Below are 13836 nucleotides of genomic sequence, written 5' to 3'. Positions count from 1 at the left end.
ACTGGCGGCCCTGCTCAGTAGCGGGGCAGGGGGGTCTTCGGCGCGACGTAGGAGGAGCCGGACTTGCCGAGCGTGCCTTCGTACGCCTTCTTGTAGTCGCCGTTCTTGATGTGCTTCTCGAGCGAGTCGGTGATCGCGTCGCGGAGCGCCTTGTCGTTCTTGTTCATGCCGATGCCGTACGGCTCCTCGGTGAACGGCTTGCCGACCACGTGGAGCTTGCTGGAGCGCTGGGCGGCGTAGCCCTTGAGGATCGCGTCGTCGGTGGTGACCGCGTCGACCTGGCCGTCGAGCAGCTGCTTGACGCAGAGCGAGTACTTGCTCAGCTCGGTGGTCTTGGCGCCGTACTTCGGCTTCTTGATCTCCTGGAGCGGGGTGGAGCCAACGATCGAGCAGACCTTCTTGCCCTTGATGCTGTCCGGGCCGGTGATCTTGCCCTTGTCCTCCATGCGGACCAGCAGGTCAGCACCGGCCTGGTAGTACGGGCCCGCGAAGCCGACCTGCTTCTTGCGCTCGTCGTTGATGGTGTAGGTGCCGACGTAGTAGTCGACCTGGCCCTTGGAGATGGAGGTCTCACGGACGTTGGAGTCCACCGTCTTGAAAGTGATCTTGTCCGCGGAGAAACCGAGGTCGGCGGCGACCATCTTGGCGATCTCGATGTCGAAGCCGGAGCGCTTGCCCTCGGTGTCCTGGAACCCGAGGAAGGGCTGGTCGGCCTTGGCGCCGATGACGATCTTGCCGCGCTGCTGCGCACTCTTCAGGGTCGGCGAGTCGATCTTCACGCCCTTCGCGACCGTGTAGTCGCCGGTGAAGACTTCTCCGCCCTTCGGCTTGTCCCCGGCGTTGCCCTTCTCGCCGCCACAGGCTGTCGCCGTCGCGGCCAGCGCGAGAACCACCGTGGCCGCCGCGGCCGTCTTACGAATCCTCATGGTGCCCATCCCTCTGTGTTCAGTACGTGCTTCAGATACGCAGTGGCGAACGTGCCGCGGTCGGCCCGAGCCGGCTCGGCTCAGTGGTGCAGGATCTTCGACAGGAAGTCCTTGGCCCGGTCGCTGCGGGGGTTGTTGAAGAACTGCTCCGGCTCGGCCTCTTCGACGATCCGGCCGTCGGCCATGAAGACCACCCGGTTCGCGGCGGAGCGGGCGAAGCCCATCTCATGGGTGACGACGACCATCGTCATGCCGTCCCGGGCGAGCTGCTGCATGACCTCAAGGACCTCGTTGATCATCTCCGGGTCCAGCGCCGAGGTCGGCTCGTCGAAGAGCATCACCTTCGGCTCCATGGCCAGGGCGCGCGCGATCGCCACGCGCTGCTGCTGGCCACCGGACAGCTGGGCCGGGTACTTGTCCGCCTGGGCGCCGACGCCGACCCGGTCGAGCAGTGTGCGGGCCCTCTCCTCAGCGGCCTTCTTGTCCGTCTTGCGGACCTTGATCTGGCCCAGCATCACGTTCTCGAGCACCGTCTTGTGCGCGAAGAGGTTGAAGGACTGGAAGACCATGCCGACGTCGGCGCGCAGTCGGGCGAGCTCCCTGCCCTCCTGGGGCAGCGGCTTGCCGTCGATCGTGATCGAGCCGGTGTCGATCGTCTCCAGCCGGTTGACCGTGCGGCACAGCGTCGACTTCCCGGACCCGGAGGGCCCGATGACGACGACCACTTCGCCGCGGTTGATGGTCAGGTCGATGTCCTGGAGCACATGCAGCGCGCCGAAGTGCTTGTTGACTCCTGACAGCGCAACCAACGCGTTCGCCACCGGTGCGGCGTCCTTGGTCACCGATACTTCGCTCATCGGCGTCTCGCTCCGTCCTCCTCGGTTGGGAGGACCCTAATGAGCGGCCACGACCAGCGTCATTACATCTGAGCTGAAATTGAGGATAACGATATGGCTGCTACGCGACACTCTGCGTGAACGGGACGACGCGCGCTGTACCGGCTGCGTAACGGAAACCACTGTGTGACCGAATGCGTCTTGACGGCTGCCCGTCGATCGGCGTGGATGCCCTGTGGCCATGTTCGTGGCCGCGTGCGAAGACATGGTGACGGAGGCGCGTACGGGGCGCGTCCCCCCAGATGCGGGAAGGTGGCGGAGCGGGCCGGTGAGACTGCTGCTCGTCGAGGACGACAACCATGTCGCCGCGGCTCTGTCCGCCATGCTCTCCAAACACGGTTTCGAGGTCACCCACGCCCGCAGCGGCGAGGAGGCGCTGCAGGCGCTGCTGCCCGACTCCGGCGCCCCCTTCGGCGTCGTCCTCCTCGACCTCGGCCTGCCCGACCAGGACGGTTTCGAGGTGTGCGGCAAGATCCGCAAGCGCACCGCCACCCCCGTGATCATGGTGACGGCGCGCGCCGATGTGCGCTCCCGCATACACGGGCTCAACCTCGGCGCCGACGACTACGTGGTCAAGCCGTACGACACCATGGAGCTGCTCGCCCGGATCCACGCCGTCAGCCGCCGCACCGCCGCCCACGACCCGGGCCACGCCACCGAGGAGGGCCCGGACGGCTCCCACCCGCCGCTGCGGCTCGGCCCGGTGACCATCGAGTTGCCCACCCGCCAGGTCTCCGTCAACGGTATGACCGTCTCGCTCACCCGTAAGGAGTTCGATCTGCTCGCCCTGCTTGCCCAGCGCCCCGGTGTGGTCTTCCGCCGGGAGCAGATCATCAGCGAGGTCTGGCGTACCAGTTGGGAGGGGACTGGGCGCACCCTGGAGGTCCATATCGCCTCCCTGCGCTCGAAGCTGCGGTTGCCCGCCCTGATCGAGACGGTGCGCGGGGTGGGCTATCGCCTCGTCGCCCCGGCCGACTGAGCGACCGGGGCTCCCTCGGTGCGCACAAGGCTCCTCCCGCTTCTCATCGTCCTTATGGCGGGCGTGCTGCTCGCGCTCGGCTTCCCGCTCGCCGGGAGCCTGGCCGCCCGCGAGCAGCAGCGCGTGGTCGTCGACCGGATCGATGACACCGCGCGCTTCGCCGCGCTCGCCCAGTTCGTCACCGCGGGACCCATGGGGGCGGTCGGCGCCGAGGGGGACGAGCGGCTGGACACCCTGCGCGCCGAGCTCAAGCGCTACCACGACCTGTACGGCATCCGGGCCGGGGTCTTCTACCGGGACCGGGACGCACCGCCCATGGCCGAGGCGCCCCGTGGCTGGCGGCTGCAGGACACCGGCGAGAGCGCCCAGGCGTTCGACGAGGCACTTGCCGGGCGCCGCAGCCACGATCCGCCCCAGGTGTGGCCCTGGCAGCAGGGCAGGCTCACCGTGGCGTCCCCCGTCGTCCGCGACGGGGACGTGGTGGCCGTCATCGTCACCGACTCGCCCACCGGTCAGATGCGGTCGCGGATCCTGCACGGCTGGCTGGTGATCGGCGGCGGTGAATGCGCCGCGATGCTGCTGGCCGTCGGCGCCGCCTTCCGGCTCACCGGATGGGTGCTGCGGCCCGTACGCGTCCTGGACACCGCGACCCATGACATCGCGACCGGACGGATGCAGTCCCGTGTCGCGGCCGCCTCGGGGCCGCCGGAGCTGCGGCGGCTGGCCCGCTCGTTCAACGAGATGGCCGACAACGTCGAGCAAGTCCTGGAGCAGCAGCGGGCGTTCGTCGCCGACGCCTCCCATCAGCTGCGCAATCCGCTCTCGGCGCTCTTGCTGCGCATCGAGCTGCTGGCGCTGGAGCTGCCGGACGGCCATGAGGAGATCGCGTCGGTGCGCGCGGAGGGCAAGCGCCTGGCCAGCGTCCTGGACGATCTCCTCGACCTCGCCCTGGCCGAGCACTCCGCCGCGGATCTGCGGCTCACCGATATCGCGGAGCTGGCCACCGACCGGGTGGACGCCTGGCTTCCGGTGGCCGAGCGGAAGGAGGTCGGGCTCGCCTACACGGGCCCCGCGGCCGTCACCGGCTGGGCCGACCCGGTGGCCCTGTCCAGCGCGCTGGACGCCGTCGTCGACAACGCCCTGAAGTTCACGCCCGAGGGCGCGCATGTCGAGGTCTCCGCGCGCACGGAGGGCGACACCGTGGCGATCGTCGTCGCCGACGGCGGCCCGGGCCTCACCGAGGACGAGCTCGCCCGCGTCGGCGACCGCTTCTGGCGCAGCAGCCGCCACCAGAACGTCTCGGGCTCGGGCCTGGGCCTGTCCATCACCCGCGCGCTGCTGGCGGCGGGCGGGGCCACGATCGGCTACGCGCCCAATGAGCCGTGCGGTCTGCGCGTGACCATGACGGTGCCGCGGACGGGTCAGGGCGAGACGATGACGACCGTAAGGACGTGACGCGGGCCGTAAGGACGCGACGGCGGCACCGTCGGGCCAGGAGCTCGGCGGCCCGCGCCAGCGTCTCCGGGGCGGCGGTGTCGGACTACGGCTCGGTTCCCGGGCTACGGCTTGACCGAGCGGTAATAGCGCGCCGCGCCCTTGTGGAGGGCGAGGGGATCGGTGAAGACGGCTGTCCGCAGGTCCACCTTCTGGGCGGCGTGCACCTTCGCCCCGATGCGGTCCCGGTTGTCTATCACCGTGCGGGTGACACCCTCCGCCAGGGCGGGGGCCACCCGGTCCGTGGTGACCAGGAGGTTCGGTACGGCGATCGTCTTGACCGGCTCCTGCCTGCGTATCTCCTCGTACGCGTCGGCGGGCACGGTGGCCGCCCGGTAGTAGCGCGTCACCCCGCCCTGCCGGTGCAGCGGGCCGGTGAGGTCGCCGAGCTGGACGAGCCGGATCGGGTAGGCGTGGGCCAGGGTGCGCACCGCGGTGGTCGGCAGCCCGCCCGACCAGAAGAACGCGTCGAGCTTGCCCTGCCGCAGCAGCCTCGGCATGGCGTCGATGCCGACCCGCTTCGCCCGGATGTCGCGGTCGAAGTCGAGCCCGGCGGCCTTGATCAGCGCCCGGGTGATCAGCTGTACGCCCGAGCCGTCGTCGCCCACACCCACCCGCAGGTGCCTCAGATCGCGGGCCGACCGTACGGACGAGCCCTTGGGCACCACCAGCTGCATGTAGTCGTCGTAGAGTCGGGCGCAGGCCCGCAGTCGCCCCGCTCCCTCGCCCTGGTAGGCGGCGACGGCGTCGGTGGCGGCGATGGCGAACGTGGCCTTGCCCTGGGCCAGCCGCTCGACGTTGTCCGGGGACCCCCTGGACTGGGCCAGCCGCACATCCACGTCGGGGAGGTCCCGGGCGAGGTCCTGCTGGAGCATCCGGCCGTAGGTGTCGTAGACCCCGGTGGAGACGCCCGTCGCGAACGTCACCCGGCCGCTGGGCGAGGGGCCACCGCCCGACGCCAGCAGCCACCACAGCAGCAGCCCGAGGGCGACGAGGCCCGCGGCGGCTGACTGCAGGGCACGGCGCCGGTCCAGGCGCGGAAGGGTGAGGGCCATGGCGAGGATCCTGCCAGGCCCGCTGACCTGAGGGGAGGGGCGAGCCTCGACGGGAAGGCGGGGCGAGCCGCGGATCCCGTTGTACGGGCGCCGCCCGCGCACCCGACGGAGCGCAGCACCCTCCCGGGGACGGATGCGTGGCCCGGTACACCGCCCGGCGGAAGGGCTTCTGCGAACGCCTACCCTTGTTGGGTGACCATCAGCAGCGACCGGAGCCCGGCAGTGGACGTTCAAGCACCCAAGAGCTACGAGATCCGCACCTACGGGTGCCAGATGAATGTCCACGACTCCGAGCGGCTATCGGGCCTCCTGGAAGAGGCGGGCTATGTCCGCGCGCCCGAGGGCACCGGTGAGGGCGAGGCCGACATCGTCGTCTTCAACACCTGCGCGGTGCGGGAGAACGCCGACAACCGGCTGTACGGCAACCTCGGCCGACTCGCGCCGATCAAGGCCCGGCGGCCGGGCATGCAGATCGCCGTCGGCGGCTGTCTGGCCCAAAAGGACCGCGACACCATCGTCAACAAGGCCCCCTGGGTCGACGTGGTCTTCGGCACCCACAACATCGGCAGCCTGCCGGTGCTGCTGGAGCGCGCCCGCGTCCAGGAGGAGGCCCAGGTCGAGATCGCCGAGTCACTGGAGGCCTTCCCTTCCACGCTGCCGACGCGGCGCGAGTCCGCGTATGCCGCGTGGGTCTCCATCTCGGTGGGCTGCAACAACACCTGCACCTTCTGTATCGTCCCGGCGCTGCGCGGCAAGGAGAAGGACCGCCGCCCCGGCGACATCCTCGCCGAGGTGGAGACCCTGGTCGCCGAGGGCGTCACCGAGATCACCCTGCTCGGCCAGAACGTGAACGCCTACGGCTCCGACATCGGCGACCGCGAGGCGTTCAGCAAGCTGCTGCGCGCCTGCGGGAAGGTCGAGGGCCTGGAGCGGGTCCGGTTCACCTCGCCGCATCCGCGTGACTTCACCGACGACGTCATCGCCGCCATGGCGGAGACGGAGAACGTGATGCCGCAGCTGCACATGCCGCTGCAGTCCGGCTCGGACACCGTGCTCAAGGCGATGCGCCGCTCGTACCGGCAGGAGCGCTACCTGGGCATCATCGAGAAGGTGCGCGCCGCGATGCCCGACGCCGCCATCTCGACCGACATCATCGTCGGCTTCCCCGGGGAGACGGAGGAGGACTTCGAGCAGACGCTGCACGTGGTGCGCGAGGCGTGGTTCGCCCAGGCGTTCACCTTCCAGTACTCCAAGCGGCCCGGGACGCCCGCCGCCGAGATGGACGGCCAGGTGCCCAAGGCGGTCGTCCAGGAGCGCTACGAGCGGCTGGTCGCCCTCCAGGAGGAGATCTCCTGGGAGGAGAACAAGAAGCAGGTCGGGCGCACGCTGGAGGTGCTGGTCGCCGAGGGCGAGGGCCGTAAGGACGACGCCACGCGGCGGCTGTCCGGCCGTGCCCCCGACAACCGGCTGGTGCACTTCGCGCGGCCCGAGGAGCCGGTGCGCCCCGGTGACGTCGTCACCGTCGACATCACCTACGCCGCCCCCCACCATCTGCTGGCCGAGGGCCCGGCGCGGGGCGTGCGGCGCACCCGCGCCGGGGACGCCTGGGAGCGGCGGAGCGCGTCCGAGGAGAAGAAGCCCGCGGGCGTGATGCTGGGCCTGCCGACGGTGGGCGCCCCGCCGCCGCAGCCGGCCGCGCCCGCCGCGGGCTGCGGCTGCGACTGATCACACGGCTAGGCTCACGATCATGCTGATCGCCGCCGCCGTCTGCCCGTGTCCGCCGCTGCTGGTGCCCGAGGTCGCCGCTGGAGCCGCTGCTGAGCTGGACGGGCTGCGCGCGGAGTGCTTCGAGGTCATCCGCGCCCTCGCGGCGGCGGGTCCGGAGCGCCTGATCGTGGTGGGGCCCGCCGATCGGGCAGGGCGCGGGCGGCATGCGCAGGGCGCGGCCGGATCGTTCCGCGGCTTCGGCGTGGACGTGGATGTGCGGCTCGCCGTGCCGGTGGCGGGTGGCGGGGTGCCCGGAGGTGACGCGGTGCCCGGCGGGGACGGGGCGTCCGGCAGGGACGACGGGGCGTCCGGCGGCGGCGATGCCGCGGACGGCGGTTCCTCGCGCTCGCTGCCGACGTCGCTGGCGGTCGGCGCCTGGCTGCTGGAACACGCGGGGTGGGACCCGGCGGTGCCCGTGGAAGGGCTGGGTGTGGGGGAACCTCTCGCTCCCGAGCGGTGTATTGAAGTTGGAAGGGAGCTCGCCGGGCGAGCGGAGCGGGTCGCGCTGCTGGTGATGGGCGATGGCACCGCATGCCGCACGCTGAAGGCGCCGGGCTATCTCGACGAGCGGGCGGCCGCGTTCGACGCCGAGCTGGCGCGGTCGCTGGCGGCCGCCGACACCGGAGCGCTGGCCGCGCTCGACGAGGAGTTGGCGTACGAGCTCAAGGCGGCGGGTCGCGCGCCGCTGCAGGTGCTTGCGGGGGCGGGCGCGGGGGCGCGTCTGAAGGGGGAGTTGCGGTATGACGAAGCGCCGTACGGCGTGGGGTATTTCGTGGCGAGCTGGTCGTCCTAGACCGCTCGCGGCCGTGGAGCGTGCGCTCCACGGCCGCGTATCGGCGGGGCCGGCCGGTCCGGGCCCGGCATCGCCCGCCCCCGTCTTCTGTGTCTTATTCGCTTGGCCGGTATTCGCTTGGCCGGTCTTATGCGTCGCCCTTGTCCTTGGGCTTGCGCTCGTCCATCTGCGAGAGGCGGTTGAGAGCGTCCTTCGCCTTGCCCGTGCCAGTCTCGATCTTGGCGCTGTACTTGCCCTTGGTCCTGGTGTCGACCGACTTGGCCGCCTTCTCCAGGCCCCGCCCGATCCTGGCCTCGTGCTGCTGCGCAAAGCCGCCGGCCCTGCCCTTCATCTGACCGGCCTTGGCCTTGAGATTGTCCATCAGGCCCATGTGCCACCTACCCTCGTCGATTGCCTATGCGCGGGCGCCCTCGCCGGTCTCGCTGTCGGCCGCCTCGGCCGCGGACTGCTGCTTGGGGATCCCGGCGCGTTCACCCGCCGGATTCTCCTTCCCGCTCCGCGCGGTCTCAGCCCCATCGGCGGTCCCGGACCCGGTCTCCGCCGTCATGGCGTCCTCCGTGGCCTGGGCGTCCCGCACGGACGGTGCCTCCTCGGACGAACGGCTCGCCTCCCTCGACACACGACGAAACCTGGAAAACACGCCCATATCTACTCCATACCTTACTCGTGTGGGCGAAACTCGCGTGGGCGAAATCCCGTGCCGCCCGGAGTGCCCCCTAGTGCGGTGCGCGGCGACTGCGCGACGCGCGGCGGCCGATTCCCCGAACCGGCGCTCGGAACCTCGCAACAGGCAACGAACCCGGCGGTGCCCCGTCACGTCGCTCGTTCGAGGAGGCCCCCGGGCGTTTGCGAGACTGGCCCGGTGAATACTGCAGGCCATCCGCCGCGAGTCATCGCCGTCGTCGGCCCCACGGCGGCCGGAAAGTCCGATCTGGGCGTCGCACTCGCCAGACACCTCGACGGCGAGGTCGTCAACGCCGACTCCATGCAGCTGTACCGGGGCATGGACATCGGCACCGCCAAGCTGACGGAGGACGAGCGGCAGGGGGTGCCGCACCGGCTGCTGGACATCTGGGACGTCACCCAGACCGCGAGCGTCGCCGAGTACCAGCGGCTGGCCCGCGCCGAGATGGACCGCCTGCTCGCCAAGGGCCGCACCCCCGTCCTGGTCGGCGGCTCCGGCCTCTACATCCGCGGGGCCATCGACGCCCTCGAGTTCCCGGGCACCGACCCCGCCGTCCGGGCCCGGCTCGAGGCCGAGCTGGAGGAGCGGGGCTCCGGGGTCCTGCACGCCCGGCTCGCCGACGCCGACCCCGAGGCGGCGCGCGCGATCCTGCCCAGCAACGGCCGCAGGGTGGTCCGGGCGCTGGAGGTCATCGAGATCACGGGCCGCCCGTTCACCGCCAATCTGCCCGGCCACGAGGCGGTCTACGACACGCTCCAGATCGGCGTTGACGTGGAGCGGCCCGAGCTGGACCAGCGGATCGCCCTGCGGGTGGACCGGATGTGGGACGCCGGGCTGGTCGCGGAGGTCCGCCGACTGGAGAACGAGGGGCTGCGCTCCGGCCGTACCGCCTCCCGCGCGCTGGGCTATCAGCAAGTGCTCGCCGCGCTCGCGGGGGAGTGCGCCGACGAGGAGGCGCGAGCCGAAACCGTCCGCGCCACCAAGCGGTTCGCACGCCGTCAGGACTCCTGGTTCCGCCGCGATCCCAGGGTCCACTGGCTCAGCGGAGCGGCCGACCACAGAGGGGAACTCGTGGCGAGCGCGCTCACGTTGGTTGAACGGGCGGTCACAGCCTGATCACGTCATGGCATCGGGAAGCTCAGCTCGTCATTCGGGCCCCGGCGGGCATGCCATCATCAAGCTCCGATCGTGCCGTGGTGTCTGGAGTGGGGAGGGCGTGTGGCGATGGAGGCCGGCCCTCGCGACGCATCGCAGCAATCGCCGCACCAGGACGCGCGGCCGCTGACCCCGGACGGCCCCGATGAGGCCGGAGAGCTCCATGACCCCGGCGCGCCGGTGCTCGAGGACGGCTCCGAGGGCGAGGTCGGCGCGGACTCGGTCTCCGGGGAGTCGTTCCGGGAGCTGCGACCGCCGCGCCGGCTGCGGATCTGGCAGATCGCGCCGATCGTCGCCCTCGCCATCCTCGGCTCGCTGATGTTCGCCTTCCCGCTCGCCTTCGAGTTCGGCGACGGAGGGGCGGTCGTGGCCATGCTCGGCCTCCTGCTGAGCTGCTGCGCGGCGGGCTGGGGCCTGATGGCCGCCCGCCGGGTGGGCTACACCTGGCCGGGCCTGCCCCCCCGAGGCTCCGGACGCCGCCCGGACTGGCGCTTCGTCGTGCTCTATGTGGTGATCGTGGCGCTGCTGGCCGCCCTCGCCTTCTGGCGGGTGACCCGCCTCCGCTAGGCCCCTCCGGCCAGCGGGCCCCGGGCGGGCCGGGCACCGGGGGACGGCGTGCGCGGTGCCCCGTAGGATCGAGGGATGAGCACCGCACCACGGCTGCAGTTCCTGAAGGGGCACGGCACCGAGAACGACTTCGTCATCGTCCCCGACCTGGACGGCCGTCTGGAGCTGTCCGCGGCCACCGTCGCCCGGATCTGCGACCGCCGCGCCGGTATCGGCGGTGACGGCCTGATCCGTGTCGTGCGGTCCTCGGCACACCCCGGGGCGCGGGCCATGGCCGACCAGGCCGAATGGTTCATGGACTACCGCAACAGCGACGGCAGCATCGCCGAGATGTGCGGAAACGGAGTCCGTGTCTTCGCCCGGTACCTCCAGCGCGCCGGGCTGATCGAGGCGGGCGATCTCGCCATCGCCACCCGGGCCGGGGTCCGCCGGGCCCATATCGCCAAGGACGCCGGTGACGCCGCCCGGCCGGGCGATGCCACGGCCGGGTCCGACGGCCCGATCACCGTGGTGATGGGCGAGGCCACACTGCCCGAGCCCGGCCCCGAGGGGGAGATCACGGTCACGGTGGGTGACCACAGCTGGTCCGCGCGCCATGTGAACATGGGCAATCCGCACGCGGTCGCCTTCGTCGACGACCTCGCCCAGGCCGGTGATCTGCTCGCGGCCCCCGCCGTGCGCCCCGCCGCCGCGTACCCGCACGGCACCAACGTCGAATTCGTCGTGGACCGCGGCCCGCGCCACGTCGCGATGCGCGTGCATGAGCGTGGCTCCGGTGAGACCCGCTCCTGCGGCACCGGCGCCTGTGCCGTGATGGTCGCCGCCGCACGCCGTGACGGGGCCGATCCGGCCGTCACCGACCACCCGGTCACCTACACCGTGGACGTTCCCGGAGGGCGGCTTGTCATCACCGAACGGCCGGACGGTACGGTGGAGATGACCGGCCCTGCCGTGATCGTGGCCGAGGGGGAGATCGATGCCTCTTGGCTGGGCACGGACCTCGGCTGACACTTCCCTCGAATGGGTGATCCGTTTCACTCTGGGCGAGAGCCGGTCGGCCGTGCGTGATGGGCTCGATAGCATCAAGCACCGGCCCCGGGGGAGTACCCACGCCGGTTGACGCTCGACGCCGCCGGAGGTGCCCATGAGCGCAGAGGCCACCGACCAGGCCCCGTTCGGCCGCAGGCGCGGCCTTCCCCGCATCGACCTGCGCAATCTCCGCAGGTTCAGCCGGGCCGCCCTGCTGGGGTCCGCCTCCCGCGGTCGGCTGCCAGACGCGATCGAGCATGTGGCCAAGGTCCACCGCGCCCACCACCCCGGAGCCGATCTGGATGTGCTCCGCAACGCGTATGTACTGGCCGAGTCCTCCCACCGCGGCCAGATGCGCAAGAGCGGTGAGCCGTACATCACCCATCCGCTGGCCGTCACGCTGATCCTCGCCGAACTGGGCGCCGAGACCACGACGTTGACCGCCTCGCTGCTCCACGACACCGTCGAGGACACCGATGTGACCCTCGATCAAGTGGGGGAGCAGTTCGGCGAGGAGGTCCGCTTTCTCGTCGACGGCGTCACCAAGTTGGAGAAGGTCGACTACGGAGCGGCGGCCGAGCCCGAGACCTTCCGCAAGATGCTCGTCGCCACCGGCAACGATGTCCGGGTGATGTCGATCAAACTCGCCGACCGGCTGCACAACATGCGCACCCTCGGCGTGATGCGCCCCGAGAAACAGGCGCGCATCGCCAGGGTCACCGGCGATGTGCTGATTCCGCTCGCCGAGCGGCTCGGGGTGCAGGCGCTCAAGACCGAGCTCGAGGACCTGGTCTTCGCCATCCTCCACCCCGCGGAGTACGCGCGGACCCGCGAGCTCCTGCAGGCCCACGCCGACCGCCCCGACCCGCTGGCCCAGGCCGCCGAGGACGTACGGGGCGTGTTGCAAGAGGCGGGCATCACCGCCGAAGTCCTGGTCCGGCCGCGGCACTTCGTCTCCGTCCACCGGGCCGGGATCAAGCGCGGCGAGCTGACCGGCACCGACCTCGGCCGCCTTCTCGTCCTGGTCTCCGACGACGCGGACTGTTACGCGGTCCTCGGCGAACTGCACACCTGCTTCACCCCGGTGATCTCGGAGTTCAAGGACTTCATCGCTGTCCCCAAGTTCAACCTCTACCAGTCGCTGCACACGGCCGTGGCCGGGCGCGACGGCGAGGTCACCGAAGTCCTCATCCGCACCCATCAGATGCACCGGGTCGCCGAGGCCGGAGTGATCGCCCTCGGCAATCCGTATGCCCCGACGGAGGGCGCCGACGCCCCCGAGGGCGAGCGGGCCGACCCCACCCGCCCCGGCTGGCTGTCCCGGCTGCTCGACTGGCAGAGCGCCACCCCGGACCCCGACATCTTCTGGACCTCACTCCGCGACGACCTCGCCCAGGACCGGGAGATCACCGTCTTCCGCTCCGACGGCGGGACGCTCGGCCTGTCCGCCGGCGCGAGCTGCGTGGACGCGGCATACGCCCTGTACGGCGACGACGCGCACTCCTGTATCGGCGCCCGCGTCAACGGCCGGATCGCGACCCTGAGCACGGTGCTGCGCGACGGCGACACCCTGCAGCTGCTGATGGCCAGCGACACCCGGGACACCGCCTCCCACGGTCCCTCGCCGGAGTGGCTTGACCACGCGCGCACCCCGGCCGCCCGCATCGCCATCAACCGCTGGCTGGCCGCCCATCCGGCATCGCAGCACGAGCCCCGCGAGGCCGCCGAGGAGCCGGAGTCCGCCTCCGAGCTCACCGTCCAGGACGCGCACGACACGCAGGACGCCCAGAACGCGCAGGACGCCCAGGTCACGCCGGGCTCGGAGGCTCCGCAGGGCGGCCAGACCGTCGCCGCCGCGTCGCCCGGTGCGGGCCGCCCCGAGGCGGGCATCGTCGTCGACCTGCCCGGCGCCACCGTACGGCTCGCCCGCTGCTGCACCCCCGTGCCGCCCGACGCGATCACCGGCTTCGCGGTCCGTGGCGGCGCCGTCACCGTGCACCGCGAGCGGTGCGCCGGGGCGGCGCGGATGACCTCGGCCGGGCGCACGGCCGTCGGAGTGCGCTGGGTGGACGAGGACGACGGGGAGGGGGGCGGCGACTACCGCGTGACCCTCTTCGCGGAGGCGTTCAGCAGACCGCATCTCCTCGCCGATCTCACCGAGGCCATCGCCGCCGAGGGCGCGGAGGTGGTGGCGGCCGCCGTCGAACCGCCGCGTGAGCAGCGGGTCCGGCACACCTACACGCTCCAGCTGCCCGACGCGGGCAGGCTGCCGACGCTGATGCGGGCCATGCGGAACGTCCCCGGGGTCTACGACGTGACGCGCGAGGGCCGCAGGATGGCCGCGGCGCGCTGACGGGCGGGCGCGCTCCTGAGCGGCCCACTGCTGACCACCCACCGTCGCGCCGCCTGAACTCCTTCGGCCGTCTGAACTCCTTCGGCCGTCTGAACTCCTTCGGCCGTCTGAACTCCTTCGGCCGTCTGAACTCTTTC

General features: G+C 71.4%; 13 protein-coding genes. 8 read left to right on the top strand and 5 right to left on the bottom strand.

All coding sequences use genetic code 11. The features are described from left to right. Positions 1 to 14: 14 nt before the first annotated feature. Together VT50_RS15265 and VT50_RS15260 are read right to left on the bottom strand one after the other, a co-directional pair. Positions 15 to 926: a glutamate ABC transporter substrate-binding protein gene (locus tag VT50_RS15265; protein WP_046087865.1), complete on the bottom strand. Its 912-nt coding sequence runs from the start codon at positions 924 to 926 to the stop codon at positions 15 to 17. 80 nt (positions 927 to 1006) lie between these two features. Next, positions 1007 to 1783 carry an amino acid ABC transporter ATP-binding protein gene (locus VT50_RS15260; protein ID WP_046087848.1) on the bottom strand — a complete coding sequence of 259 codons (777 nt, stop codon included), beginning with the start codon at positions 1781 to 1783 and terminating at the stop codon, positions 1007 to 1009. A gap of 307 nt (positions 1784 to 2090) precedes the next feature. Here VT50_RS15260 and VT50_RS15255 point away from each other — a divergent pair, with 307 nt between their 5' ends. Both VT50_RS15255 and VT50_RS15250 read left to right on the top strand, forming a co-directional pair. Continuing rightward, positions 2091 to 2801, top strand: a complete 711-nt coding sequence (locus VT50_RS15255) for a response regulator transcription factor (protein WP_046087849.1) — start codon at positions 2091 to 2093, stop codon at positions 2799 to 2801. Between the two features lie 18 nt (positions 2802 to 2819). Then, on the top strand, positions 2820 to 4256 hold the full coding sequence (locus tag VT50_RS15250; protein WP_046087850.1) for a sensor histidine kinase: 1437 nt from the start codon (positions 2820 to 2822) through the stop codon (positions 4254 to 4256). A 104-nt stretch (positions 4257 to 4360) separates the two neighbouring features. Here the strand turns inward: VT50_RS15250 and VT50_RS15245 are convergent, their stop codons facing one another. After that, positions 4361 to 5350: a TAXI family TRAP transporter solute-binding subunit gene (locus VT50_RS15245; RefSeq protein WP_046087851.1), complete on the bottom strand. Its 990-nt coding sequence runs from the start codon at positions 5348 to 5350 to the stop codon at positions 4361 to 4363. 192 nt (positions 5351 to 5542) lie between these two features. Between VT50_RS15245 and miaB the strand changes: the two genes are divergently transcribed. Further along, entirely contained in the window at positions 5543 to 7075 is a 1533-nt protein-coding gene (gene miaB / locus VT50_RS15240; RefSeq protein ID WP_075200427.1) for a tRNA (N6-isopentenyl adenosine(37)-C2)-methylthiotransferase MiaB, read from the top strand. 22 nt (positions 7076 to 7097) lie between these two features. Beyond that, positions 7098 to 7910, top strand: coding sequence for a class III extradiol dioxygenase subunit B-like domain-containing protein (locus VT50_RS15235; RefSeq protein WP_046087852.1), 813 nt, complete (start codon positions 7098 to 7100; stop codon positions 7908 to 7910). A 127-nt stretch (positions 7911 to 8037) separates the two neighbouring features. Here the strand turns inward: VT50_RS15235 and VT50_RS15230 are convergent, their stop codons facing one another. Continuing rightward, on the bottom strand, positions 8038 to 8280 hold the full coding sequence (locus VT50_RS15230) for an antitoxin (RefSeq protein WP_046087853.1): 243 nt from the start codon (positions 8278 to 8280) through the stop codon (positions 8038 to 8040). Between the two features lie 24 nt (positions 8281 to 8304). Beyond that, positions 8305 to 8487, bottom strand: a complete 183-nt coding sequence (locus VT50_RS15225) for a gliding motility protein (RefSeq protein ID WP_240529180.1) — start codon at positions 8485 to 8487, stop codon at positions 8305 to 8307. Between the two features lie 285 nt (positions 8488 to 8772). On the opposite strand from VT50_RS15225, the gene miaA reads away from it, so the two are divergent. The 4 genes from miaA (at position 8773) to VT50_RS15205 (ending at position 13699) form a co-directional block, all read left to right on the top strand. Further along, positions 8773 to 9711, top strand: coding sequence for a tRNA (adenosine(37)-N6)-dimethylallyltransferase MiaA (gene miaA, locus VT50_RS15220; RefSeq protein ID WP_046087854.1), 939 nt, complete (start codon positions 8773 to 8775; stop codon positions 9709 to 9711). A gap of 108 nt (positions 9712 to 9819) precedes the next feature. Continuing rightward, positions 9820 to 10317, top strand: a complete 498-nt coding sequence (locus tag VT50_RS15215) for a hypothetical protein (protein ID WP_046087855.1) — start codon at positions 9820 to 9822, stop codon at positions 10315 to 10317. A 75-nt stretch (positions 10318 to 10392) separates the two neighbouring features. Continuing rightward, positions 10393 to 11325: a diaminopimelate epimerase gene (gene dapF, locus VT50_RS15210; RefSeq protein WP_046087856.1), complete on the top strand. Its 933-nt coding sequence runs from the start codon at positions 10393 to 10395 to the stop codon at positions 11323 to 11325. Between the two features lie 136 nt (positions 11326 to 11461). After that, positions 11462 to 13699 (top strand): RelA/SpoT family protein, encoded by a 2238-nt coding sequence (locus tag VT50_RS15205; RefSeq protein WP_046087857.1) that lies wholly within the window; start codon positions 11462 to 11464, stop codon positions 13697 to 13699. The last annotated feature ends 137 nt before the right edge of the window (positions 13700 to 13836 follow it).

This window comes from Streptomyces antioxidans (assembly GCF_000968685.2).
Classification (GTDB): Bacteria; Actinomycetota; Actinomycetes; order Streptomycetales; family Streptomycetaceae; genus Streptomyces; species Streptomyces antioxidans.
Note: the sequence above shows the minus strand (reverse complement) of the source record. Positions and strands in the feature narration are given on the sequence as shown.